The organism is Sulfitobacter sp. TMED3, assembly GCF_002167505.1.
Classification (GTDB): Bacteria; Pseudomonadota; Alphaproteobacteria; order Rhodobacterales; family Rhodobacteraceae; genus Sulfitobacter; species Sulfitobacter pontiacus.
Window position 1 is genome coordinate 23233 of sequence record NZ_NHBI01000027.1, and the last position, 25439, is coordinate 48671.

Here is a 25439-nt window from a genome sequence, read left to right on the forward strand (position 1 = left end):
ATCCAGATGNGCGTCAATNGCAAGCTCGTTGTCGCGCGCCACGGTNCCCAGATCGTCGAACCCCAAAGAACCGGCCGTGCCCGCGATCTGGTGCAGAATGGTACGNGCTTCNGCGAGGTTATCGTTGATCTCTTGCAGCGTGCTGCCTTCCCAGGCGGCNAGCGCGTGCTCGGCCAGCGCACGCTGGCGCTGCTCTAGCATATCGAGGAACCGCGCGCGAATACGCTCGATCCCCGGTAACTCCAGCTTCTTGTGCATCACGCTGTTCTCCCCACATTCCAGAAGTCGTTCTGGACCTTCTGGTAGTTGGCTGTCGCTTCTTCGGCAGAGGCATGCGCCTCTGACAGCGCATCCATGACCGAGGAATTTGTCTTCCACATCAACCGCACCGCCTTGCCGGCGCAAATACGTGGGTTGATGTGTTGACCACGGTTATCGAACAATTCGGTTTTTGCCAGCGAAATGTTGATATTATTCGCCAAAAGCTTGGGATCAGGGCGCCAGCCGCTTTCTGTGATGCATACAAACGTGCCGCCGCCTGCGTAAGACATGAGGAACTGGCAGCCTTCCAGCGTATCCGAAATGATCTCTCCGACATCGCTGAGCATGCTGCAGAATTCAAAGTTCGACATGTTTTCGTGGAAGATTTCGACATCGCGGATGTTGAAGGCAAAGCAGATCGACCCGAACAGGTCGCTGCGCGACAATTGCTGTACATAGTTCTCAAGCGCCATGAACTCGATCAGGTTGTTCACATCATGGATCGCCATCGGCTCGTGCAATTGCACGGCGCGTTCGGGCCGACCGTCGTGATGGGTAACCGCCTTGGCCGCGAACACTTTGCTCGTGCGGGTTGCCAAGCCTTCAACCGCGCGTTCAACCAGCGCCAGCCGCGCCTTAAGCTCGGTCATTTCGAACGGCTTGGTCACATAGTCGGTCGCACCGGCAGAGAAGGCGGCATCGATATAGGATTTTTCGGACATCGCGGTCAGCATCAGGATCGGCGCGTCCATATATTGCTTCATCGCGCGGATCTGGCTGGCCAGCTGGATACCGTCGGTGACCGGCATCTGGATATCCAGAAGGAAGCTGTCGAACGGGGCGCGGGCGTTGTCCTTGATCGCCTCAAGTGCATCGGCAGCGCATTCGGCAGTGACCAGTGTATGGTCTGTCATGCCTTCAATGAAATGCGACAAAAGCTCTAGGATGATTGGGTCGTCATCTACCGCAAGAATTTTCATTTGTTTGCCTTACTACTTGTCCGTAACAGCTCGGTATGGCTGTTTCTGTTGCTTTCTATCTGATGGCGAAACTTGTCATAATTGGGGCGATCTCGGTTAAATACTTAGGCATTTAGGCTAATTAGATGTTCGTTTGAGCAGTTGAATAGACGAAAGGGACCATTCGATGACGCCGGCGCAGAGCAAGAAAAATAAAGCCGATTCAACGATTTTCGGCACAACGCCAGAGGGTGAAAAGATCGTCCGGCATCAGATCAGCAATGGCGGTACGTCGATTTCCGTTTTGTCGTGGGGGGCAACGATTCAAGAGCTTCGCGTCATGGGGGAATCGCATTCGCTGCTACTGGGCGGGCGCGACGTGGCTGCCTATCTTGGCAGCATGCAGTACTTTGGCGCGGTGGTCGGTCCGGTCGCCAATCGCATCGCGGGGGCAGAGATGGAAATTGCGGGCGTCCGGCATCAGCTTGATAAAAACGAAGCAGGACGGACCACATTGCACAGTGGCGTTGCGGGGTATTCCGGCCGGAACTGGCGCTTTACCAATGTCACCCCCACGCGCTGCCGGCTTGAGCTGCACCACCCCGACGGGTTGGGCGGGATTCCCGGGAATATTGACGCCTCTGTTACATACACGATTGATACTGCAGGACATCTAGAGATCGAGATGACGGGCGCGGCGGATCAGCCGACCTATTTCAATACCGCCTTTCATGGCTATTGGAACCTGTCGGGATCGGCGGATCTGTCGGATCACCGCCTGATGGTGCCCGCGACCAGCTACCTTCCTGTGGATGACGCTCAACTCCCGTTGGGCGCGCCCGTCGCGGTAGCGGGCGGCGATTTCGACTATCGCCATGCGCGCGCAATCGGACCGGTGCTGGATCACAACTTTTGCCTTTCCCAAGGCGGGGACCAGATGGTGCTTGCGTGCCGGTTATGCACTCAACGGCTACAGTTGGATGTGTTGACAGATCAACCTGGGGTGCAGCTCTATAACGGCGCGCATATTGATACAGGTGCGGATCTGGGCGTGGACGGGGGCACCTATGGGCCACAGGCAGGGCTTGCGATCGAGCCGCAGTTCTGGCCCGATACCCCGCACCACCCCGAGTATCCCGATTGTTTGCTGCTGCCGGAAAAGCCCGTGCGCTACCGATCCCGGTTCGAGCTGCGCCGCATTTGACAGCTTTACCGTGGTTACCTCACGTTTTTTTGGGGCAGGGTCGAATTGACACTTGGTTCAAGATGTATCAGTGCGCTATATAATAAGGTAAACATATTAAAAGCGGACAAGACATGCGTACCAAGATCAACCCCGACAGCTTTGGTTTCCTTATCAGCGACATCGGCAGGCTCAGCCGTGGCGTGTTCGAGCGCGAGATCGAAGCCGCCGAGCTTCCTGTGACGGCGGCAGAGGCACGGGTGCTGGCGCATATGGCGCGCTGCGGGGCGACGCGCCAGCATCGGCTGGCTGAAAGTCTTGGCATGACGCCGATGAGCCTCACGGGGTTTCTGGACCGTCTGGAAGCGGCAGAGCTGATTGCCCGTACCGCCGACCCGAATGACCGCCGCGCCAAGATCGCGTCCCTGACCCCGCGNGCCAATGACATCCTGTCGCAGATNGCACAGGCCGGTGCACGGGNAGAGACGATCATNTCGGAAGGNNTGACGCCAGANCAGTGGCAGACNTTCCGCGNNACGGCNNTGNCCCTGCGNCAGAACCTGTCNGCGTCCCGNGGNGCGACGTGCAAATCCGAGGNNGCCNAATGACAACGCCCATTATGTCAGAACGNCGGGTCAGTCTGATCGGCGCGCTTCTGGTGGCCATCGGACCTGTGTCGATGGCCTTGTATACGCCCGCGATGACAGAGCTGGTGCGCGTCTTTGACACCACGGAATCCGCGATCAAGCTGACGCTGACGCTTTATTTCGGGGGCTTCGCCTGTGCGCAGCTGATCGCAGGGCCGCTGTCGGATGCGCTTGGACGGCGGCCGATCACGATTGCCTTCATGGCGCTTTATTGTGTGGCCAGTGTCGCTGCGACCCTGTCGCCCACGGTAGAGGTTCTGATGGGCGCGCGTTTCCTGCAAGGCATCGGGGCCTCCGCGGGGATCGCGATCTCGCGGGCATTGGTGCGGGATCTGTTCACCGATGACCGGTCGTCGCGGATCATGAACCTGATCGGGATTATTCTTGCCCTTGGTCCGGCGCTGGCCCCGACCATCGGGGGGCTGATGCTGCCGGTGTTTGGCTGGCAGTCGATTTTCTTGCTGATGACAGTGATCGGTTTCCTCGTGATCTGGGTCGCGCTTTTTTCCATGAAAGAAACCGTGACCGCAGACCCCTCGCGCCTGAATTTCAAGGCGCTTGGCCGGACCTACAAGGCTTTGCTCAGCAATCCGCAGTTCCTATCCGCCGCTTTGGTGATGGGCGGTGCCCTTGGCGCGCTCTATGCGCAGGCGACATTCCTGCCGTTTATCCTGATGGACGAGGTCGGGCTGACGCCTGCGCAATTCGGGGCGTCGATGTTGGCGCAATCGGGCAGCTTCTTTACCGCGTCCTTGTTGGTGCGCCAGCTGATGGGCCNGTTTTCGGCAGANCGGCTGGTCGGGCCGGGGCTGGTGTTTGTGGCCTTGGGCAGTCTGGGGACGTTAACCCTGCTGCTTTGGCCGCCGAGCTTTCTGCATGTGATGGTGCCGGTCGCGACCTATTCTTTCGGGATTGCCTTTGTGATGCCTGCCATGTCCACCGCGGCACTTGCCCCCTTTGGGCGGGCTGCGGGGGCGGCGGCGTCGATGCTGGGCTTTATCCAGATGGGGTCCGGTTTGTTGGTCGGGTCGCTTGGTGCCTTGATGGGCAATGCGCTTTTGGCTATGGCAACCCTAATCCCGATGATGGGCGCGGTAGCTTGCGTGTCGTTTTTGGTTTATCGCAAGATCCAGCCTCGGCCCGCAGCCGCTGCACCGGCAGAAACCCGTGCCACCTGCGGGCCCAAGGTGACGGCNCCGTCGCCCGTGTCGGCACCGGAAAAATAGGGCAATTTGTCNGCCCCATCCACAGCACCCCGCGGTGGTGCTTTCGATTTGAACTAAAAGACAGGATCGTCAGAATGTACTCCTTGATCTCCGGGCTGCGCTGCGCCGCCCTTGCAACGGCTATTTGTGNNGTGTCTGTCCCCGCAACGGCGCAGCAGGGCGATCGCCCGCCNGCTGCCGTCACCGTNATGACGATGCAGCCGCAGGANGTGCAGCTTGCCACAACCTTGCCCGGACGCGTTGTCGCTTCTGCCGAGGCAGAGGTNCGCCCGCANGTGGCCGGCATCATCACAGANCGTCTGTTTGCCGAGGGTGNGCCCGTGGCGGAAGGCGATGTGCTGTTTAAAATNGANCCCATCGTTTACGAGGCCGCTGTCGCNCAGGCGCAGGCATCGGTTGCGCAGGCNCAGGCGCAAGCCNGCTCTGCCGAACGNGANGCCAAGCGGCTCGANGAACTNTCCTCGCGCAATGTTGCCAGCGATCAGGCGCTGGANGCGGCGGTAGCGGCACGCGACAGCGCGGCGGCTTCGCTTCAGGCGGCGCAGGCGGGGCTGCGCTCTGCCCAGATCGAGCTGGATCACACGCAGGTCCGCGCCCGTCTATCGGGCGAGATCGGGCGGTCCCTGACCAGCCCCGGTGCCTTGGTGACNAACAGTCAGGCCAGCCCGCTGGCCGTGATCCGCAACATTGATCCGGTCTATGTCGATGTCACGCAATCAGCTGCCGAGCTGCTGGATTGGCGGCGCGGNAATGCGGAAAAGCGCCTTGGCGATACCCCGCGNGAGGTCAAGCTGACGCTGGCCGATGGCAGTATCTATGACCAGACCGGTACGCTGACCGCCGCCGAACCGGATGTGGACCAGCAAACCGGTGTCGTCGTGCTGCGGATGGCCTTTGACAATCCCGACCGTCTGCTGCTGCCGGGCATGTATGTGCGCGTTGAAATGCCCACGGGGATCGCGAAAGGTGCCTTCCTTGTCCCGCAAGAAGCCGTAAGCCGCGACCGTCGCGGGCAGCCGCTGGCGATGGTGGTGAACGGCGACAACGTCGTCGAACAGCGCCAGTTGACCGTGCTGCAGGACCGCGGATCGGACTGGATCGTGAGCGAGGGGCTATCGGCGGGCGACCGTGTGATCGTGATGGGGCTGCAAAAGGCCGCNCCCGGTGCNNCNGTNACNCCNCAAGAGCAAGCCGCCCCAGACGCNNNNTCCGAGGACGCCGCACCGGCACCCGCCGAATAACCAAAAGCCGGAGCGTTTTGCATGGCCCGTTTCTTTATTGACCGCCCCATCTTCGCATGGGTGATTTCGATTTTCATNATGGGTATCGGCGTCCTGTCGATCCTCAACCTACCCGTGGCGCAATACCCGCAGATCGCGCCGCCCTCTGTGGCTGTGCGCGCGTCCTATCCCGGTGCCTCGGCGCAGACGGTGGCCAATACGGTGACGCAGGTGATCGAACAGCAGATGACCGGTCTGGACGGGCTGCGCTATATCTCGTCGTCGTCCACCAGCGAAGGCGGGGCGAGCATTACGCTGACGTTCGAGACCGGCACAGATGTCGATATCGCGCAGGTGCAGGTGCAGAACAAACTGTCGCAAGCCTCTGCCTTGTTGCCGGAACCGGTGCAGCGGCAGGGGATCACGGTGCAGAAATCCTCTGCCGGCTTCTTGATGGTGATCGGGCTGATTGGCGAGAACGGGAAGTATGACGCCACCGANCTTGGCGATTACATGCAATCCAATCTGGTGAACGAGATCAGCCGCGTCGAAGGCGTGGGCAGCGTACAAGTGTTCGGGGCGCAATACGCGATGCGCATCTGGCTTGATCCGGTGAAGCTCGCCGCGTTTGAATTGACCCCGTCCGACATCGTGGCAGCGGTTTCNGCCGAGAACGCGCAGATTTCAGCGGGATCCTTTGGCAGCCGTCCTGCCGTCGAAGGGCAGGCGCTGAACGCCACGATCACCGCGCAATCTCTGCTGACCAGCCCCGAGGATTTCCGCCAGATCGTACTGCGCGCGGAAACCGACGGCGGGCTGGTGCTGCTGAACGATGTCGCGCGGGTCGAGATCGGGTCGGAAAGCTATGCCACGATCTCGCGGTATAACCGCAATGCGGCGACCGGCATGGCGGTCAGCCTTGCCCCCGGTGCCAACGCGCTGGATACAGCCGCCGCCGTCGAACAGCGGATCGAGGAACTGTCGGCGTTCTTCCCCGAAGGGGTGAGCTATGTCGTGCCCTTCGATACGACGCCCTTCGTGAAAATCTCTATCGAAGAGGTGATCAAGACCCTGATCGAGGCGATCGTGCTGGTTTTCATCGTNATGTATCTGTTCTTGCAGAACATCCGTGCCACCTTGATCCCGACGCTGGCGGTGCCGGTCGTCTTGCTGGGCACCTTTGGCGTGCTCGCGGCCTTTGGCTTTTCGATCAACACGCTGACGATGCTGGGCATGGTGCTGGCGATTGGTCTGCTCGTCGATGACGCGATTGTGGTCGTCGAGAATGTCGAACGGATCATGGAGCAGGAACACATCGGCCCGCTTGAGGCGACGCGCAAGTCGATGGACCAGATCACCGGCGCNCTGATCGGGATCGCGGTGGTNNTGTCGGCGGTCTTTGTGCCGATGGCGTTTTTCCCCGGCTCCACGGGGGTGATCTATAAACAGTTCTCGATCACCATCATCTCGGCGATGACGCTGTCNGTGGTGGTCGCNTTGACCCTGACGCCCGCGCTTTGTGCGTCCCTGCTNAAGCAAGGCAGCCACGAGAAGCGGCGCGGNTTNTTTGGCCTGTTCAACCGCGGTTTTGACAAGACACTTGGTGGGTATACCGGCACGGTCGGCTGGCTCGTACGGCGTCCGCTGCGGGTCGGGCTGGTCTATCTGGCGATCATCGCGGCGATGGTGTTCTTGTTCATGCGCACGCCCGCAGGCTTCCTGCCGGCCGAGGATCAGGGAACGCTGTTCACGCTGGTGCAGGCCCCCACGGGGGCGACGGCGGAACGCACGCTCGAGGTCATCAAACAGGTCGAGAACTACTATCTGGAAAACGAGGGCGACGTCGTCGAATCCGTCTTCGGCGTGGTGGGTTTCAGCTTTGCGGGCCAAGGGCAGAACCTTGGTCTGGTCTTCGTACGACTGAAAGACTGGGAGCAACGCACAGAGGCGGCGCAAAGCGTGCAGGCGGTGGCGGGGCGGGCCTTTGGTGCCTTCAGCCAGATACAGGACGCGATGGTCTTCCCCATCGTGCCGCCATCGGTCAGCCAGCTTGGCAACGTGTCGGGCTTTGATTTCTACCTGCAAGGCCGCGGCGGTCAAAGCCACGAACAGCTGCTGGAGGCCCGCAATCAGCTGTTGGGGATGGCGGCGCAAAGCCCGCTGATCGCCTCTGCCCGCCCCAGCGGGTTGGAAGATGCGGCGCAGTTCAATCTGGATATCGACTGGCGCCGCGCCGGTGCGATGGGGGTCAGTGCCACGGATGTGGGCAACCTGCTGACCGTCGCCTGGGCGGGTCGCTATGTGAACGACTTTGTCGATGAGGGGCGGATCAAACGGGTCTATGTGCAAGGCGAGGCCGCTGCCCGCGCGACCCCCTCGGATATTGAGAAATGGCGCGTGCGCAATGACAGCGGGGGGCTGGTGCCCTTCTCTAACTTTGCCGAAGGAAGCTGGGCGTACGGGCCGCAGGGGGTGAACCGCTATAACGGTATCCCCGCGATGCAGATCCAGGGTTCCCCCGCCGAAGGGGTCAGCACAGGCGAGGCGATTGCAGAGCTTGAACGTCTGGTCACCCAGTTGCCCCCCGGCTTCCAGATCGCCTGGACCGGGTTGTCCTTGGAGGAACAGGAATCCGGCAACCAGGCCCCCCTGCTGTACGGTCTGTCCCTGGCGGCGATCTTCTTGGCGCTGGCGGCGCTTTATGAAAGCTGGTCGATCCCCTTTGCCGTGATGCTCGCCATGCCAATCGGCATTTTGGGAACCTTGACCGGTGCCTATCTGGGCGGGTTCGAAAACGGGGTTTTCTTTCAGGTCGGGCTGCTGACCGTGGTAGGTCTGACGGGGAAAAACGCGATCCTGATTGTCGAGTTTGCCCGCGACAGACGGCAAGAGGGCGAAAGCATCTTTGACGCCGCTGTCGACGCCGCGCGGCAACGGTTCCGCCCTATCATCATGACCTCTATGGCGTTCTCGCTGGGGGTTCTGCCGCTGGTGCTCAGCACCGGTGCGGGGTCCGGTGGACGTACGGCGATTGGGGCCGGTGTGCTGGCCGGTACAATTGCCGCAACCGTTCTGGGGGTTCTTTTTGTGCCGTATTTCTTTGCGATGGTGGCGCGTTTCACCGGCAAGGATCCGGTCAAGGACACCACCGGCTAGGCACCTTCCTGCTTTGATGAAGTCAGGACGGAGGCGACCGCGCGTCGCCTCCGTCTTTTGTATTGTGGCACATTGACGCGCTGCTGTTGCGGGCTAGTTCCCTCTGCGAGGGAAGCCCCAACATTTCACGCCAGCAGCCAACATCCGATAGAAGGAGCCAGCATGATAAACTTTACCCTGAACGGCAAAGAGGTGAGCGTCGACGCGCCCGATGATACGCCCCTCTTGTGGGTGCTGCGCGACGACCTGCGGCTGACCGGCACGAAATTCGGCTGCGGTATCGCGCAATGCGGTGCCTGCACGGTCGAATTGAACGGCATGACCCGCCGCAGCTGTGTCACCCCGCTTTCTATGGTTGAAGGCTCCTATGTGACCACAATCGAGGGTGTCGACGGGCCAGAGGCCAAAGCGGTTCAAGCGGCGTGGGAGGCGATCGACGTGCCCCAATGCGGCTGGTGCCAATCCGGTCAGGTGATGAGTGCCACGGCCCTGCTGCGCGAGATCCCGAACCCCACGGACGAGGATATCGACAATGCAATGGCCGGCAACATCTGCCGCTGCGCCACCTATGTCCGTATCCGCGAGGCGATCAAGAACGCCGCCAAAGAGCTGGAGGGGTAAGGCATGACCAATCTTAATCTCTCTCGCCGCGGTTTTCTGTCTACCGCTTCTGCCGGACTGGTGATCGGCGTTGTTCTACCCGAAAAATCGCGCGCCCAGTCCGGTGCCGCGACCGCCTTTGATCCGGCGGGCGATCCGGCCACATTCGCGCCGAACGCCTTTGTGCGTGTCGCCCCCGATGACACGGTGACGGTGCTGATCAAACATATCGAATTCGGACAAGGGCCGAACACCGGCCTTGCGACCCTCGTGGCCGAGGAACTGGATGCCGACTGGTCGCAGATGCGTGCCGAAAGTGCCCCTGCCAATGATGAACTTTACGCCAATACGCTGTTCGGGTTGCAGGGCACAGGCGGGTCCACCGCGATGGCGAACAGCTATATGCAGATGCGCAAGGCTGGCGCTGCCGCCCGCGCGATGCTGGTTGATGCCGCCGCCGCCGAATGGGGCGTGCCCGCGTCCGAGATCACGATCTCGAAAGGGCGGATATCCCACCCCAACGGGACCGAAGCAGGCTTTGGCGCCTTCGCTGAAAAAGCCGCAACCATGACCGCTCCCACCGAACCCAAGCTGAAAGAGGCCAAGGATTTTACCCTGATCGGCACCGATGTGCCAAAGCTGGACACCCATGCCAAGACAACCGGTCAGGCCGAATACACGATGGATGTCTACCGCGAGGGGATGGAAACGGTCGTCGTGGCGCACCCCGATAAGATGGGCGCCGTTGTCGCCAGCTTTGACGATACCGACGCGCTGAAGGTGCCGGGTGTCATCGCGGTACGTGAAATCCCGCAAGGGGTCGCGGTCTATGCCAAGACCACCGGTGCCGCGCTCAAGGGGCGCGAAGCATTGCAGGTGACATGGGACGACAGCAAAGCCGAAACCCGGTCGAGCGCGCAGATCTATGCGGATTTCTCGCGTGCCGCTGCCGAAGGCGGTCGCGCTGCGGAAGAGGTTGGCGATGCTATGGCGGGGATCGACGGGGCCGCGCAGGTGATCGAGGCGGAGTTCCACTTTCCCTATCTTGCCCATGCCGCGCTTGAACCGCTTGATGCCGTGCTCGAGGTCACGGACGGCAAGGCGGAGCTTTGGATGGGGTCGCAATTCCCGTCGCTCGACAAGCCGACGCTGGCCGCCACCTTGGGGGTCGATCCATCGGATGTGCAGATCAACGTGATGTTCGCGGGCGGCAGCTTTGGCCGCCGCGCGCAGCCCACGGCCCATGTCGCCGCCGAAGTCGCCGAGATCGCGAAAGCCGCGGGCGGGAACGGGTCCTGGAAACTGCTCTGGACGCGCGAGGACGACATGATCGGCGGCTATTATCGCCCGCTGACCGTGCATAAGATGAAGGGTGGTCTGGACGCCGAAGGCAATATCGTCGGGTGGCATGACGTGGTGGTGAACCAATCCATCATGGCCGGTGGTCCGATGGAAGGCATGATGAAAGACGGCATGGACCCCACGTCCTACGAGGGGGCCACCAAGATGCCCTACGACCTGCCCGCGCTCAAGGTGGATTGGGTCCGGCAGGACAGCCCCGTTTCCGTGCTCTGGTGGCGGTCGGTCGGCCATTCGCATACGGGTTACGCGACCGAGGTGTTTCTGGATCAACTGCTTGAAGCAGGGAGCAAAGACCCCGTTCAGGGGCGTCTGGACCTGATGAAAGGCGACGCCGGTCGCGACCGTGGCGTGTTGGAGAAAGTGGCCGCGCTGGCGGGTTGGGACGGCACCAAGGTGAAAGGGGATCGTGCCTACGGCGTCGCTGTGCACGAAAGCTTTAACACCTATGTGGCACAGATCGTCGAGGTTTCGGATCAGGGCGGCTTTCCCAAGGTGCATAAAATCTGGTGCGCCGTTGACTGTGGCGTCGCCGTGAACCCCAATGTCATCCGCGCCCAGATCGAAGGCGGGGCGGGCTATGGTCTGGGATCGGTGCTGTTTGACGAGGTCACCCTTGGCGAAGGCGGCACCATCATGGAACGCAACTTTGACACCTACCGCATGCTGCGCATCAACGAGATGCCCCAGGTAGAGGTCGCTATCGTACAAAGCGATAACGACCCCACCGGTATCGGCGAACCCGGCTTGCCGCCTGTCGGTCCCGCCGTTGCAAACGCGTGGCGTGCCCTGACGGGGCAAGCTGTTACCAAACTGCCCTTTACCAAATCCGTAGGAGTGTAAGTCATGAAAAATACGCTGAACATCATGGCCATCACTGCGCTGATGGCGGGCCCTGTCATGGCAGAAACCGTCAACGGTCTGCGCACGGTTGACGAATTTGACGCGATCGAGGGGGAGGCAGAACGCTCCACCGCGCTTTTCGAGGAAATGATGGTGGTGATCGGGCACCCACGCTGCTTGAATTGCCACCCCGTCGATAACTCCCCNCGCCAAGGGATGGANATGCANNTGCACGAACCCCCCGTGGTNCGNGGAGAGGCGGACTTTGGCGCGCCCGGNATGCGCTGCAACACCTGTCATGGCGAACAGAACTTTACCTTTGCCGCGGGCGGCGGGTCGATTCCAGGGCATACCCCCTGGCAACTGGCCCCGATTGAAATGGGCTGGATCGGCAAATCCGCTGCCGAAATCTGTGCCCAGATCAAGGACGAGGAACGCAATGGCGGTAAGACNCTGGAAGAGCTGCACGAGCATAACGCCGAAGACGGTCTGGTCGGCTGGGGNTGGCATCCGGGCGAGGGNCGCGAGCCCGCACCCGGCAGTCAGGAGATTTTTGGCGAGNTGACCAAGGCCTGGATCGAGACGGGTGCTGCGTGCCCCGCGGGGTAAATGCTTTTACATAACAGCAACGGGCCGCGCGGCGATGCGCGGCCCGTTGTCTTTGCGNTGGTGTGGGGGGTTAGGTTAGTCTTTGAANACCGCCAGCCCCAACCATTCGGCGACCATCGCGGGNGTCTCGACGCCNTCGATCTCGATNGTTAGCAGNTTCTCGCGCAGCATATCGGTGGCGTTGCGCGCCGTGANCTTTTGCAGCGTGAACCGCCCGCGCAGCCGCGANCCCGCCTTGACCGGNGTNAGGAACCGCAGCTTGTTCATGCCATAGTTNATGCCCATCACCTGTCCGGGCATCATGTTAAAGCAATCATAGGCAAAGCGGCTCGCCAGCGACAGGGTNAGGAACCCATGCGCNATCGTTCCGCCAAANGGCGTTTCCGCNGCGGCGCGTTCGGGGTCGATGTGAATCCACTGCATGTCGTGGGTGGTTTTGGCAAATTGGTCGATCATCTCTTGATCCACCGTGATCCAGTCAGAGACCCCGACCTCGGTCCCGATCAGCGTTTCACTATGGGCAAGTGCCTCTTTCAATGCAGACATGGGATACTCCTTCANGATGGGTCCGCGGCAACACGCACCATGCGCTTGCCCTTGTTCTCACCGGCCAGCAGGCCGATCAGNGCCTGTGGCGCGNTTTCCAATCCGTCGACGATGTCCTCGGTCACCTTGATCTGCCCCGCCTCGACCCANGTNTGCAACGCGCGCAGCGCCTTGGCGTCGTTCTGGGTCCAGTCCATCACGATAAAGCCTTCCATNCGCAGACGTTTGACCACGACNAGACCGGGCAGGTTGCGCGGACCGGTGGGGGTTTCGGTGTCATATTGGCTGACAGCACCACAGCAGACGATGCGNCCCTTTTCGTTCATCGCGAACAACGCGGNCTCAAGNACGGTGCCGCCGACGTTGTCGAAATAGACATCCACCCCGTCGGGGCAGGCAGCACGCAGGGCTTTGGACATGCCGGGNGCGCGGTAGTCGATGCAGGCGTCAAAGCCCAACTCCTCCGTCACCCATTTGCATTTCTCCGCTCCGCCCGCGATGCCCACGACCCGACAGCCAAGCGCCTTGGCNATCTGGCCGACATAGCCGCCGACCGACCCNGCGGCNGCCGACACCANCACGGTTTCACCCGCAACCGGTTGCCCNACAGAGATCAGCCCGTGATAGGCGGTTTTGCCCGCGATGCCGTAGACGGACATCAGGTTCGACAGCTGCGGCACCTTTGGCAGCTTCTCGCATTTGCGCGCATCGGCGACGACAAAGTTCGACCACGTTGCCTCTGACGCGACGATATCGCCAACGGCCAGACGGTCGCTNNTGCTCTCGACGACCTCGCAGATGGCATAGGTCGGCATGGCATCNCCGGCGTTNACCGCCGCGCGGTAGGTCGCGCCTTTCATCCATGACCGGTTGGCCGCGTCGATGGACATCAGGATCACCTTGAGCAGCACCTGACCGTCGGCTGCCACGGGCATNTCNGNGGTGGTCTGTTTGAAATGCGCAGGCGTCANCGAATCGCTGGGCAGNTCTGCGATGACAATCTGTGTGTTGGTCATTTTGAACGTCCTATCTGCTTATTGAACATCCAACACCACTTTGCCCTGCACCTTACGGTCCTGCATCAGGTTGAGAGCGTCGGCNGCTTTTTCCAGCGGATAGCGGGCAGAGATGCGCGGCTTGATCTGGCCATCGGCATACATACGGAACANATCGGCCATGTTTTCGGCATGTACCTTGGGTTCACGGGCCGTATGCGCGCCCCAGAAAACACCCATGATCTGCGAGCCCTTAAGCAGCGTCAGGTTCAACGGGATCTTGGGGATACCGGCAGGGAAGCCCACGACCAGATAGCGGCCTTTCCACGCCAGCGCGCGTACGGCGGGTTCGGCATAGGCGCCGCCGACAGCGTCATAAACAACATCGACACCTTCACCGCCCGACAGCTTCTTGATCTCGTCCGAGAAGGCTTTCTGCGTCGCACGGTCATCCATGTCGCGGCTGTAGATGATCGTCTCGTCCGCGCCCAGATCACGGCAGAACTGCGCCTTGTCTTCCGACGATACGGCAGCGATCACACGGGCACCGGCGGCTTTCGCCAGTTCGATCGCGGCCACGCCAACGCCGCCCGCAGCGCCCATGATCAGCAAGGATTCGCCGGCTTTGATTTCGGCACGGTTTTTCAGCGCGTGATGGGAGGTGCCATAGGTCAGCACCAGACATGACGCTTCGTCATATGGCATCGCATCGGGGATCTTCTGCACCCGTTCCGCGTCCACAATGATGTCTGTCGCAAAGCCGCCAAAGCCGGTCATCGCCAGCACCCGGTCGCCCACAGCAACGTTGGAAACGCCCTCTCCCACGGCGTCCACATCGCCTGAAACCTCGCCACCGGGCGCGAAGGGGCGGGGCGGCTTCATCTGGTAAAGATCCTTGATAATCAAGGTGTCAGGGAAGTTCAGCCCCGCTGCGCGGATGCGAATACGCACCTGACCTTTCTTCGGTTCAGGCTGTGGCATCTCTGTCAGTTCCAGCGTTTCGGGGCCGCCGGGGGCAGTGCTAAGCATGGCTTTCATCGGGTCATTCCTCCTCTAGATTTGCAAAGCAATAGGCGCGTTCAGAAACTGTCTTGTCAATCGAATTTCGAAATGCAATTTTGCAGTGCGGAATTGGGGTTCGCAAAACGAGGGGGGAGAAAAGATGCAGTCCGAACAGGAACTGGAGGGTTTCCGCGCGGAGCTGCGCGATTGGCTGGAGGCAAACTGCCCGGCCGAAATGCGCGGCGGTGAGCCGAGTGAAGCATCGATATGCTGGGGTGGCAAGAATTTTGAGTTCGAATCCGACGCGCAGCGCGTCTGGATGGAGCGCGCCGCGTCCAAGGGCTATACCGTGCCCACATGGCCCGTCGAATACGGCGGGGCGGGGATGAACCGCGCGCAGGAAAAGATCTTTAAAGAAGAGATGGACCGGATCGAGGCGCGCAACCCGTTGCAAAGCTTTGGCATTTGGATGCTCGGGCCCGCCTTGCTGCACTTTGGCTCGCACGAACAAAAAATGCATTATTTGCCCCCGATCGCCCGCGGTGAAATCCGCTGGTGTCAGGGCTATTCCGAGCCGGGGGCCGGGTCGGATCTGGCCAGTGTCCAGACCAAAGGCGAGGACAAGGGCGATCATTGGCTGGTAAACGGTCAGAAGATCTGGACCTCCTACGCCGATAAAGCCGACTGGATTTTCGCGCTGATCCGTACGGATCGTGACGCGCCCAAGCACAAGGGTATTTCCTTTCTGCTGATCGACATGGAAGACGCAGGTGTCGAGACCCGCCCGATCAAGCTGATCTCCGGCGCGTCGGTCTTCTGCGAGACGTTCTTTACCAATGTGAAGGTGCCCAAGGACCGGATCGTCGGCGAAGAGAACCGCGGCTGGGACGTGGCGAAATACCTGCTGACCCACGAGCGCGAGATGATCTCGGGCGGGGGGCAGGGCCTGTCGGGCGGTCGTGCGCTTGGGGCAGTGCTGAATGAATCTCTGGCCGAGGGGCAAGAGATGGACACCGTGTTGCGCGCCGATGCGATGCGCTGCGAGGTGGATGCGCTTGCCATTGGCCTCACGCTGGAACGCTACAAGGATCAGGCCGAGGCCGGCACTGGCGCGGGGGATGCCTCGGCGATGCTGAAATACATGGGCACAGAGCTGAACATGCAGCGTCACGAATTGCTGATGGCCGCGGGTGGCAGCGACGCGCTGGAATGGGACGGGCCTTTGGGCAACCGTCCCGCGGACTGGCTGCGTACAAAGGCCAATTCAATCGAAGGCGGCACGAGCGAGGTGATGCTGAGCATTATCTCCCGCCGCGTGCTTGGGCTTCCGGGGTAANATCATGGTAAAACTAGTATTAACAGAAGACGAAACCATGCTGGCCGACTCGGCGCGCGGTTTCCTTGACAAATCCGCCCCCGTCAAAGCGTTCCGCGACTTGCGCGATGCCGGGCAGACCCATGACGCGAAGATGTGGAAAGAGATGGCCGCGATGGGATGGGCCGGTGTGCTGGTNCCTGAAAGNGCGGGTGGCGTTGATATGGGNCATGCNGCTGCGGGTATTCTGGCGCAGGAAATGGGCAAGANGCTGGCCGTCAGCCCGTTCCTTTCGACGGCAGTGATCGCGGCGACAGCCCTGCGCCACGTCAGCGATGCGCGCGCCGAGGCCGCGCTTGCCAAGATTGCCAGCGGCGACGCGACCTATGCGTTGGCGGTGGATGAGACATCGAAGTTCAACCCCGATGCCACGGCAATGACCGCCACGGCGGAAGGCAANGGTTTTCGCCTGACGGGCAAGAANACCTTTGTCGTCGATGGNNCNTTGGCGGACCGTTTGCTGGTGCTNGCCAAGACAGACAANGGGCTNACCCTGTTCGACATTCCCGCNGACCGCGCAGGCATCACACGCAACGCGCAGAANATGATCGACGCACGNGATTCCGCGCGGATCGATTTTGATAACGTCGAAGCGACGGGCGACGATGTNTTGGGTCAGGTCGATGACGCCATGACCGTGCTGAAACCCGCGATCNAGGCAGGGCAGGCCGCCCTCGCCGCCGAGATGGCGGGCGTTGCTGCGGGNGCCTTTGGCATGACCGTGGGCTACCTGAAAGAACGCAAGCAGTTCGGCACGTTGATCGGCACCTTCCANGCCTTGCAACACCGCGCCGCCCATCTGTGGTGCGAGACGGAAGNCACCGCCTCTGCCGTGTTGCACGCAGGGCGCAAGCTGGACGAAGACCCCGACAATGCGACNATGGCCGTGTCNCTCGCCAAGGCCCGTGCGACATCGACTGCCAAGCTGGCGGTGATCGAAGGGGTGCAGATGCATGGCGGGATCGGCATGACNGACGCCTTNGACATCGGTTTTTACATGAAGCGCGCCCGTGTGGGNGCNGAATGGCTNGGGGACTACGGCTATCACGCNGCCCAGGTCGCCAAGCACAGAGGATTCTAAGGCATGGATATTCAAACACTTTTCGGGCTAGAGGGTAAAACCGCGCTGGTCACNGGCGGGGCGACCGGGATTGGCCGTATGGCCGCCGAGGCGCTGGTGCGTGCCGGTGCNCGCGTGNTGATCGCNAGCCGCAAGGGNGANGCCTGCGAGGCCGTGGCGAAAGAACTGAATGCGCTCGGGGCCTCTGGCTCTGCCGAGGGGTTCGCAGGCGATGTCGGCACCGAGGAAGGTGTCGANGCAATGGTCGCTGCCGTGAAGGACCGCACCGAGAGNCTTGATATCCTGATGAACAACGCGGGCATCACCTGGGGCGCGCCTTTGGGTGATTTCCCGTTCAAGGCCTGGGGCAAGGTCATGGACGTGAACGTCGCGGGTCTGTTCGATCTGACGCAAAAACTGCTGCCGCTGCTCAAGGCNAACGCGACNATCGACGATCCNGCGCGGGTGGTGAACGTCGGNTCGGTGATGGGCGAACGCGAGATGGGCGATGGNGCCTANAGCTACTCNGCCTCGAANGCCGCGGTGATCCACCTGAGCAAGATCCTCGCCAAGGAACTGGCAGGTGACGCGATCACCGTGAACGCATTGGCCCCCGGACCCTTCGTGTCGCGGATGACCGCCTTTGCGACCCACGACGAGGATATGCGCAACAAGGTGGGCGAAGACGTNCCCCTGCGCCGCGTCGGAACCGATACGGATATCGCGGGCTGCATGTTGTTCCTTTGCGGCAAGGGTGGTGCCTATATCACCGGCGCGATTGTCCCCGTCAGCGGCGGCATCAATGTGATGAGCGGGCCGAACATCTTTGAACAAGCACTGCACTAAGGGGCGATGATGGATATTCGTTTTGACAACCGCGTCGCNATTGTCACCGGCGCGGGCACGGGCCTAGGGCGCAGCCATGCGCTTGGCCTCGCGGCGCGCGGCGCACGCGTTATGGTCAATGATCTGGGCGTGACAACCGACGGGCAAGGGGCATCCTCTGCTGCTGCCGAAGCCGTCGCGCAGGAAATCCGCGACGCGGGCGGCGAGGCGATGGCGCATGGCTGTGATGTCTCGGATGAAGCCGGTGTTAAGGATATGGTCGCGCAGGTCATGGACGCCTGGGGTCGCATCGACATTCTGGTGAACAACGCGGGCATCCTGCGGGACAAGACGTTTTCCAAGATGGAGATGTCTGATTTCCGCAAGGTCGTCGACGTGCATCTGATCGGGTCTGCGAATGTGACCCATGCCTGTTGGCCGATCATGCGCGAACAGAAATACGGGCGCATTGTGCTGACATCCTCGGCCTCGGGGCTGTATGGCAACTTTGGTCAATCCAACTACGGTGCGGCCAAAGCGGCGATGATGGGGCTGATGAACGTGCTGCATCTGGAAGGCGCGCGCGACAATATCCGCGTCAACACGCTGGCCCCCACAGCGGCCACGCGGATGACCGCCGATCTGCTGCCTGAACAGGCCCAGGCCCTGCTGGCCCCCGAAACGATCACCCCCGGCCTGCTGTACCTCGTCAGCGAGGATGGCCCCAGCCGTGTGATCCTTGGGGCAGGGGCGGGCGGCTTTGCCCAGACCCGTATTTACGAAACGGAAGGCGTGACCTTGACCGGCGACGAGAATACCCCTGAAGGTGTCGCATCCGCTTTCGACAAAATCACCGACGCAGGCGGCCAGCAAGAGCTGACCGATGCCTTTAGTCAAACGAAGAAATACGCGCTCAATGCAGCCAAGGCCCAGGGTCTTGATCTGGATTGGGGCTAACAGACGAAATTTCAAAGGGAGATCACCATGCGTGACGCAGTAATCGTATCCACCGCCCGTACCCCGATCGGCAAAGCCTATCGCGGTGCGTTCAACGCCACCACACCACAGGCGCTTGCCGCCCACGCCATCGAGAACGCCGTAAAGCGCGCGGGTCTTGACGGGTCGGAAATCTCTGACTGTGTCATCGGTTCCGCCTTGCAGCAGGGGCATCAGGCCGGCAACATCGCGCGTCAGGCCGCTATCCGCGCAGGTCTGCCCGTGACCGTTGCAGGCATGTCGCTGGACCGTCAGTGTGCATCCGGCATGATGGCAATCGCCACCGCGGCCAAACAAGTGATCACCGACGGGATGGACATTGTCATCGGCGGCGGTGTCGACAGCATCTCCCTCGTGCAAACGCCAGAGATGCGCGTCAGCGCCGACCCATGGCTCAAGCAGAACAAGCCCGAAATCTACATGACCATGCTGGAAACAGCCGAAAACGTGGCAGAGCGCTATAACGTCAGCCGCGAAGCGCAGGACGAATACGCGGCGCGCAGCCAAGAGCTGACGCACCAAGCGCAACAGGCCGGCCGCTTTGACGACGAGATCGTCGCAATGACCACCACGATGATGGTTCAGGACAAAGAGACCAAAGAGATTTCCAAGCACGAAGTCACCTTGGAAAAAGACGAGGGCAACCGCCCCGGCACCACGGCGGAAAGCCTTGCCGGTCTGAAGCCCGTGTTCAAAGACGGCATCCACCTGCCCGAAGGCAAGTTCATCACCGCGGGCAACGCCTCGCAACTGTCCGATGGTGCCTCTGCCGCTGTGGTCATGGAAGCGAAAGAAGCCGAACGTCGCGGTCTTCAGCCACTGGGTCGCTACGTTGGCGTGATGGCCGCAGGCTGCGAGCCCGATGAGATGGGTATCGGCCCGATCTATGCCGTGCCAAAGCTGCTGGAAGCGCACGGGCTCAAGATCGAAGACATCGGCCTGTGGGAATTGAACGAAGCCTTTGCCTGTCAGGTGATCGCATCGCGCGACAAACTGGGCATCCCGGACGAGCTGTTGAACGTGGACGGCGGCGCGATCTCTATCGGTCACCCCTACGGCATGTCCGGCGCGCGCATGGTTGGCCACGCGCTGATCGAAGGCAAGCGTCGCGGTGCCAAATACGTTGTCTGCACCATGTGTGTTGGCGGCGGCATGGGGGCTGCTGGCCTCTTTGAGGTTCTGTAAACCATCATGGGAGAGCTACTGGTCATCCGCCACGGTCAGGCGTCTTTCGGGGCTGACAACTATGACAAGTTGTCGGACCTCGGGCACCGGCAATCCGAGGCCGTCGGCCAGTTGCTCCGCGATACCGGCTGGGTGCCGGACCGGACAATCACCGGCACCCTGACCCGCCAGAAAGAAACGCTTGCCTCGATGGGATTCGAGGCAGGCGACACCCACCCCGGCCTGAATGAATATGATTTTCAGAACCTGCTGGACGCGCGCTATAAAGGGGCGGTTCCGGAACTGGTCAAGGGCGACCGCAAGGTGCATTTCCGTACCCTGCGCGAAACCGTCTTTCAGTGGCAGGCAGACGAGATCGAAGGCCCCGCCGAGACTTGGGCCAATTTCACCGACCGCGTGGAAGCCGCCCGTCTGATCGCCTGTGCCGAAGGGGCGGAGCGCGTGCTTGCCGTAAGCTCCGGTGGGGTGATCGGGCAGCTTACGGCGGCGTCTCTCGGCGCACCGCATAAAATGATGATGACCTTGAACCTGCAGATCAAGAACACATCCATCACCAAATTCGTCTTCACCAAATCCGCGTTTTTCCTGCATGAATTCAACGCGACCCCGCATCTGATGTCAGCCGAGACCGCTGACATGCTGACCTATAGTTAAGGAACGCTAGCCATGAGCACAGACACCCAGACACTCGATATTCCGAAGGTCAGCGCCTATCTGGAAAAACACCTTGAGGGCTTTGAAGGCCCGCTTGAGGTCTCCAAGTTCCAGGCCGGTCAGTCCAACCCGACGTTCCTGCTGAAAACCCCGTCGCGTAACTATGTGCTGCGTCGCAAACCGCCGGGGGTTCTGTTGAAATCCGCCCACGCGGTTGATCGTGAGTTCCGCGTGCAAAAGGCGTTGCAGGATACAGATGTGCCGGTGTCGAAAATGCACCTGCTGTGCGAAGACGACGACGTGATCGGGTCGGCGTTCTACATCATGGATCATATCGACGGGCGCAACTTCATGGACCCGCGCATGCCCGACATGGACAAAACAGGCCGCGCTGGCGTGATTGACGAGATGAACCGCGTGCTTGCCGCCCTGCACGAGGTGGACATCGACGCGGTGGGTCTGTCGGATTACGGCCCTCCCGGTAACTATTATGAACGTCAGGTCGCCCGCTGGACCAAGCAATACCGCGCGTCCGAAACCGAAGACCTGCCCGCGATGAACCAGCTGATCGAAAAGCTGACCGCCAGCATCCCCGCGGATGACGGGCAGCGCACGCTGGTGCATGGGGACTACCGCATCGACAACATGATGTTCGAAAAGGACGGCACCAAATGTCTGGCCATTCTGGACTGGGAACTGTCNACCATCGGGCACCCTTACGCTGACCTTGCGGCCGTTATCATGCAGTGGCAAATGCCGGCGGGCACCGAAGGGCGCGGTTTTGGCGGTGTGGACCGCGCAGCGCTTGGCGTGCCGAGTGATGCCGAATTCATCGCCAAATACTGCGAACGCCGCGGGCTGGACGGGATCGACAACTTTGGCTTCTACCTCGCCTTTTGCTTCTTCCGCATGGCGGGGATCATTCAGGGCGTGTTGAAACGCGCGCTGGACGGCAATGCCTCCAACCCCGAGCGGGCGATGAAGGTCGGGGCCTATGTCCCTGTGTTTGCGGAAAACGGGCTAAAAGCGCTGGAAGGCAAGTAAGATGGCCTCCAACGAGTTCGCAACAGATCCGGCAGAGACGAAGGACAGAAACTTCGTCACGGCGCTTGCCCGCGGGCTGGATGTGTTGCGCTGCTTTCGGGAAAACGAAACAGCCCTGACCAACACGGATTTCTCCGAACGGACAGGGCTGCCCAAGGCGACGGTGTCGCGTTTGACCCATACGCTGGTGGAACTGGACTATCTTGTCGCCGACGCCCGCACCGGCACCTATCGGCTGGGCGCAGGGGTGTTGCAGCTTGGCTTTGGCGTACTGTCGAGTATGGAGATCGGCGACCGCGCGCAGGAAGAGATGCGCAAGCTGCGTGACGGGCCCAATTCCTATGTCACCATCGCGATCGGAGAGGTCCACCGCCTGGACGTTGTCTATATCGCGACCAAACGCTCGCGCGAGGATGTGGCGTTGCAAATTCGCGTCGGGTCACGGCTGCCGCTGTTTGATTCTGCCATTGGTCGCGCCATCCTGACCGGCATGTCCGACGAAAGCCGCGACCGCGCGTTCCGCTATGCTGCAGCCGAAGGGCCCGAGTTCGAAACCCGCGCGCGCGACAGCTATGCCGCCGCGATGACCGAGTTTGCAGATAAGGGATTTTGTTCAAGCTATGGCGATTGGCGTCCCGATGTGAACGGCATCGCGGTGCCCGTGTTTTCGCCCAACGGATCGCAGGTTTACGGGCTGAATGTGGGCGGCCCCGCTTTCCACGTGAAGAAACGGCAACTTGAAACGACCTATGCACAGCTTTTGTCGGCAGCGGCGCAAGCCATCAGCATCCGGTTTTAGGGTGTGGACCCGCGGGGCGGGAGAATCAACTTGGCCGGTCGTATAGATTTCAGCCACTGCGGCCAACAGCTTCGTTCCAGTGGCTGGAATTGGCAAATCTGCGGTGCCATGACAATTGTCAGGATCGCACCCGCCGCCGCAAATTTTTTTTGAATAGTGTCCAGCGGACATCTGTCAGGCACAGCGTAAAAACTGATCAGCCGTCACAATCTTGTGCAATTCATTAATATATTTATTTTCAAATGCTTATTTCTGACCCTGCGTCAAAAAACGGCATCGGGCAAAATTTCACGCAGGTGTTTTCGCCCGTACCGTCACGCAATATATGGCATAACCGACGGTGCAGGCTCGCAACTTATGAATAGAGGCGCTTGACAATAAATCGCATTATGCAAGGCTCTTCCCAAGGTCTGGCAATCCAAAAAACGCATTAAAAGCGCCGGGCCGTCCTTGGGAGGATTAAAATGAAAAATATCGCTAAGTACGGCGCGGTTTCCGCGCTTTCTTTGGTCATTGGCGCGAGCGCAGCCTTTGCCGAAAACATCAAGATCGCGTTCATTGACCCGCTGTCCGGTCCATTCGCAAGCACTGGCACCAACGGCCTGCATCAGTTCGAATTCGCGGCTGATTACATGGTAAACGACAAAGGCGGTCTGCTGGACGGCCAAAAAATGGAAGTGCTGCCTTTTGATAACAAGATCAGCCCCAAAGAATCCCTTATTCAGCTTCAGGTCGCGATTGACCAAGGCGCGCGCTATATCGTTCAGGGGAACTCCTCTGGCGTTGCGAACGCATTGACCGAAGCGATCGACAAGCACAACCGCCGCAACCCCGACAGCCGTGTTCTGTTCCTGAACTATGCCGCTGTGGACCCTGCGCTGACCAACGACAAATGCAACTTCTGGCATTTCCGTTTCGACGCCAACTCTGACATCAAGATGGACGCGCTGACCGATGTGATCGTTCAGGACGAGGACATTAAGAAAGTCTATATCATCGGGCAGGACTATTCCTTTGGTAAGGCTGTGTCTGCCGCCGCCAACGAAATGCTGGGCGCGAAAGGTGACGGCATCGAGATCGTCGGTGACGAACTGCACCCCATCGGCAAGGTGAAAGACTTTACCCCCTACGCGCGCAAGGTTGTATCCTCTGGTGCGGATGCCGTGATCACCGGGAACTGGGGCGCTGACATGCTGGGCATCGGCAAGGCGATCATCGACAACGGGTTCGAAGGGCCGATCTATACCTATTACGCTGCGGGTTCCGGCATCACGGCCGCCTTTGGTGAAAGCGGTAAAGACAAGATTCGCCTGATTTCGCAAGGCAGCATCAACCCGATCGCCACCGAAGAAGCGCGCGACACCTACAACGCCTTCCTTGAGAAATATCCAGACGGCAACATCGACCAAAGCCGTATCTTCAACACCATCGGTATGCTGGCCCAGGCCATCACCGAAGCGGGCTCCGCCACCGATGTGGTCGCCGTGGCCAGCAAGCTGGAAGGCATGGAATACGACAGCATGTGGGGTGGTAAACTGTTCATGCGTCCGCAAGATCACCAGATCATTCAGGACATGCATGTCGGCGTCCACACAAACGACAACCTGGACTTTGACTATGACCAATCCGGGTATGGTGTCGTGACTGAATCGACCGTCGAAATGGCGTCGATGGACAGCCCGACAACCTGCGAGATGAAGCGCCCCGAATAAGGCGATTTCTCTCGGGTCCGCCTGCGCTGGCGGGCGGGCCCCTCTTGCACCTTGCCACCACACTACTGGAGGGGCCTCATGGACCTCATTCTCGTCAACCTCATCGACGGGCTGGTTACTGGATTGCTGTTGTTCATGCTCTCCGCCGGTCTGACCCTAATTTTCTCGATGATGGGTGTTTTGAACTTCGCTCACGCCAGCTTTTACATGCTTGGTGCCTATTTCGCCTACCAGATCAGTCTTGCGCTCGGCTTCTGGATGGGGCTGCTGATCGCGCCGCTCGTCGTGGGTGTGATGGGGGCAGGGGTTGAACGCTACGGCCTGCGCCGGGTTCACCAATACGGACACGTGCCCGAACTGATCTTTACCTTTGGTCTGGCGCTGTTGATCGAAGAACTGGTGCAATTCATCTGGGGCAAGAACCAACTGCCCTACGCCATTCCTGACGCGTTGAACTTTACCGCGTTTGCGATCTCGGGGAATTCGATCCCCGCTTATAAGATATTCATGATCTTCATCTCGATCAGCATCTTTATCGGGCTGCTTTACGTGCTGACCAAGACCCGCGTCGGCATGATCATTCAGGCCGCGCTNAGCTATCCGCGCACGGTCGAAGCCTTGGGCCACAATGTGCCGCTGATCTTTATGGGGGTCTTCGGGGTCGGCACGGCGCTGGCCGGTGTGGCCGGTGTGATTGCCGGACCGGTGCTTGGCACNTTCCCCGGTATGGCCTTTGTGCTNGGGTCGATCGTGTTCGTGACCATCGTGATCGGCGGCCTCGGGTCGCTCTGGGGGGCGCTGATCGCGTCGCTTTTGATCGGCTGGATCACCACTTTCGCCAAATCCTACAACATCGAGATGGAGAACATCCTGACCGGCCTTGGCATCTCTAAACCCGAGAGCCTGGATGACAGCATATTCCGCGACTTCTGGAGCCTCACGAGCCCGCAGATCGCCGACATCTTGCCCTATATCCTGATGGTGCTGATCCTCATCTTCCGCCCGGCAGGTCTTTTCGGAAAGCGCAGCTCATGACAGTTTCAGATCCAAGAACCGACATTCCCAAAGGCGCCCGCCCGAAAGAGCAGATCACCACGGACCCGTCCAAACCCGCGCAGCGTATGCGGTCAGGGTCGCTGGTGCTGACATTGGCCCCCTGGGTCATTGCCTCTGTCGTGCTNGC

The 25439-nt window shown here is 60.5% G+C and carries 22 protein-coding genes; 18 read left to right on the top strand and 4 right to left on the bottom strand.

The window, feature by feature from the left end:
- Nucleotides 1-257 precede the first annotated feature (257 nt).
- The gene (locus CBB63_RS07890; RefSeq protein WP_009824315.1) at nt 258-1241 is read right to left on the bottom strand and encodes a response regulator; all 984 of its coding nucleotides are present in this window, start codon (nt 1239-1241) and stop codon (nt 258-260) included.
- A 166-nt stretch (nt 1242-1407) separates the two neighbouring features.
- On the opposite strand from CBB63_RS07890, the gene CBB63_RS07895 reads away from it, so the two are divergent.
- From CBB63_RS07895 to CBB63_RS07930, 8 genes are all read left to right on the top strand, one after another.
- Nucleotides 1408-2424, top strand: a complete 1017-nt coding sequence (locus CBB63_RS07895; protein WP_286698755.1) for an aldose epimerase family protein — start codon at nt 1408-1410, stop codon at nt 2422-2424.
- A gap of 113 nt (nt 2425-2537) precedes the next feature.
- A complete protein-coding gene (locus CBB63_RS07900; protein WP_286698756.1) occupies nt 2538-3011 on the top strand; it encodes a MarR family winged helix-turn-helix transcriptional regulator in 474 nt (157 codons plus the stop codon).
- An 11-nt stretch (nt 3012-3022) separates the two neighbouring features.
- Nucleotides 3023-4276: a multidrug effflux MFS transporter gene (locus CBB63_RS07905; RefSeq protein ID WP_502695887.1), complete on the top strand. Its 1254-nt coding sequence runs from the start codon at nt 3023-3025 to the stop codon at nt 4274-4276.
- A 74-nt stretch (nt 4277-4350) separates the two neighbouring features.
- Nucleotides 4351-5517 carry an efflux RND transporter periplasmic adaptor subunit gene (locus CBB63_RS07910; RefSeq protein ID WP_286698758.1) on the top strand — a complete coding sequence of 389 codons (1167 nt, stop codon included), beginning with the start codon at nt 4351-4353 and terminating at the stop codon, nt 5515-5517.
- A gap of 21 nt (nt 5518-5538) precedes the next feature.
- Nucleotides 5539-8652, top strand: coding sequence for an efflux RND transporter permease subunit (locus tag CBB63_RS07915; protein ID WP_286698759.1), 3114 nt, complete (start codon nt 5539-5541; stop codon nt 8650-8652).
- Between the two features lie 162 nt (nt 8653-8814).
- Complete coding sequence (locus CBB63_RS07920) at nt 8815-9273, top strand: (2Fe-2S)-binding protein (protein WP_009824309.1); 459 nt, start codon at nt 8815-8817, stop codon at nt 9271-9273.
- Nucleotides 9274-9276: 3 nt separating this feature from the next.
- Nucleotides 9277-11454, top strand: a complete 2178-nt coding sequence (locus CBB63_RS07925) for a xanthine dehydrogenase family protein molybdopterin-binding subunit (protein WP_286698760.1) — start codon at nt 9277-9279, stop codon at nt 11452-11454.
- Nucleotides 11455-11457: 3 nt separating this feature from the next.
- Nucleotides 11458-12063 carry an Isoquinoline 1-oxidoreductase subunit gene (locus tag CBB63_RS07930; protein ID WP_286698761.1) on the top strand — a complete coding sequence of 202 codons (606 nt, stop codon included), beginning with the start codon at nt 11458-11460 and terminating at the stop codon, nt 12061-12063.
- A gap of 75 nt (nt 12064-12138) precedes the next feature.
- Here the strand turns inward: CBB63_RS07930 and CBB63_RS07935 are convergent, their stop codons facing one another.
- The 3 genes from CBB63_RS07935 to CBB63_RS07945 all read right to left on the bottom strand — a co-directional run bounded on the left by CBB63_RS07935 (nt 12139) and on the right by CBB63_RS07945 (nt 14642).
- A complete protein-coding gene (locus tag CBB63_RS07935; protein ID WP_286698762.1) occupies nt 12139-12609 on the bottom strand; it encodes a MaoC family dehydratase in 471 nt (156 codons plus the stop codon).
- Nucleotides 12610-12620: 11 nt separating this feature from the next.
- The gene (locus CBB63_RS07940) at nt 12621-13625 is read right to left on the bottom strand and encodes an NADP-dependent oxidoreductase (RefSeq protein WP_286698763.1); all 1005 of its coding nucleotides are present in this window, start codon (nt 13623-13625) and stop codon (nt 12621-12623) included.
- 18 nt (nt 13626-13643) lie between these two features.
- On the bottom strand, nt 13644-14642 hold the full coding sequence (locus CBB63_RS07945) for an NADPH:quinone oxidoreductase family protein (RefSeq protein WP_286698764.1): 999 nt from the start codon (nt 14640-14642) through the stop codon (nt 13644-13646).
- A 124-nt stretch (nt 14643-14766) separates the two neighbouring features.
- Here CBB63_RS07945 and CBB63_RS07950 point away from each other — a divergent pair, with 124 nt between their 5' ends.
- From CBB63_RS07950 to CBB63_RS07995, 10 genes are all read left to right on the top strand, one after another.
- Nucleotides 14767-15942 carry an acyl-CoA dehydrogenase family protein gene (locus tag CBB63_RS07950; RefSeq protein ID WP_286698765.1) on the top strand — a complete coding sequence of 392 codons (1176 nt, stop codon included), beginning with the start codon at nt 14767-14769 and terminating at the stop codon, nt 15940-15942.
- 4 nt (nt 15943-15946) lie between these two features.
- On the top strand, nt 15947-17062 hold the full coding sequence (locus CBB63_RS07955; RefSeq protein ID WP_286698766.1) for an acyl-CoA dehydrogenase family protein: 1116 nt from the start codon (nt 15947-15949) through the stop codon (nt 17060-17062).
- 3 nt (nt 17063-17065) lie between these two features.
- Nucleotides 17066-17887 (top strand): SDR family oxidoreductase, encoded by an 822-nt coding sequence (locus CBB63_RS07960; RefSeq protein ID WP_286698767.1) that lies wholly within the window; start codon nt 17066-17068, stop codon nt 17885-17887.
- A 9-nt stretch (nt 17888-17896) separates the two neighbouring features.
- Nucleotides 17897-18823 carry an SDR family NAD(P)-dependent oxidoreductase gene (locus CBB63_RS07965; RefSeq protein ID WP_286698768.1) on the top strand — a complete coding sequence of 309 codons (927 nt, stop codon included), beginning with the start codon at nt 17897-17899 and terminating at the stop codon, nt 18821-18823.
- A gap of 27 nt (nt 18824-18850) precedes the next feature.
- The gene (locus CBB63_RS07970; RefSeq protein WP_005848837.1) at nt 18851-20047 is read left to right on the top strand and encodes an acetyl-CoA C-acyltransferase; all 1197 of its coding nucleotides are present in this window, start codon (nt 18851-18853) and stop codon (nt 20045-20047) included.
- A 6-nt stretch (nt 20048-20053) separates the two neighbouring features.
- Nucleotides 20054-20701, top strand: coding sequence for a histidine phosphatase family protein (locus tag CBB63_RS07975; RefSeq protein ID WP_005848839.1), 648 nt, complete (start codon nt 20054-20056; stop codon nt 20699-20701).
- 12 nt (nt 20702-20713) lie between these two features.
- Complete coding sequence (locus CBB63_RS07980) at nt 20714-21745, top strand: phosphotransferase family protein (protein WP_037966579.1); 1032 nt, start codon at nt 20714-20716, stop codon at nt 21743-21745.
- Nucleotide 21746: 1 nt separating this feature from the next.
- Complete coding sequence (locus tag CBB63_RS07985) at nt 21747-22544, top strand: IclR family transcriptional regulator (RefSeq protein WP_074636808.1); 798 nt, start codon at nt 21747-21749, stop codon at nt 22542-22544.
- 464 nt (nt 22545-23008) lie between these two features.
- Complete coding sequence (locus CBB63_RS07990) at nt 23009-24256, top strand: branched-chain amino acid ABC transporter substrate-binding protein (protein WP_009824299.1); 1248 nt, start codon at nt 23009-23011, stop codon at nt 24254-24256.
- 78 nt (nt 24257-24334) lie between these two features.
- Entirely contained in the window at nt 24335-25291 is a 957-nt protein-coding gene (locus tag CBB63_RS07995; protein WP_005848848.1) for a branched-chain amino acid ABC transporter permease, read from the top strand.
- Nucleotides 25292-25439 lie beyond the last annotated feature (148 nt).

Bases quoted from the DNA above. Each gene is read 5' to 3' on its own strand.
- CBB63_RS07890 (WP_009824315.1), bottom strand. From the start codon at position 1,241: ATGAAAATTCTTGCGGTAGATGACGACCCAATCATCCTAGAGCTTTTG.
- CBB63_RS07895 (WP_286698755.1), top strand. From the start codon at position 1,408: ATGACGCCGGCGCAGAGCAAGAAAAATAAAGCCGATTCAACGATTTTC.
- CBB63_RS07920 (WP_009824309.1), top strand. From the start codon at position 8,815: ATGATAAACTTTACCCTGAACGGCAAAGAGGTGAGCGTCGACGCGCCC.
- CBB63_RS07925 (WP_286698760.1), top strand. From the start codon at position 9,277: ATGACCAATCTTAATCTCTCTCGCCGCGGTTTTCTGTCTACCGCTTCT.
- CBB63_RS07950 (WP_286698765.1), top strand. From the start codon at position 14,767: ATGCAGTCCGAACAGGAACTGGAGGGTTTCCGCGCGGAGCTGCGCGAT.
- CBB63_RS07970 (WP_005848837.1), top strand. From the start codon at position 18,851: ATGCGTGACGCAGTAATCGTATCCACCGCCCGTACCCCGATCGGCAAA.
- CBB63_RS07975 (WP_005848839.1), top strand. From the start codon at position 20,054: ATGGGAGAGCTACTGGTCATCCGCCACGGTCAGGCGTCTTTCGGGGCT.
- CBB63_RS07985 (WP_074636808.1), top strand. From the start codon at position 21,747: ATGGCCTCCAACGAGTTCGCAACAGATCCGGCAGAGACGAAGGACAGA.
- CBB63_RS07990 (WP_009824299.1), top strand. From the start codon at position 23,009: ATGAAAAATATCGCTAAGTACGGCGCGGTTTCCGCGCTTTCTTTGGTC.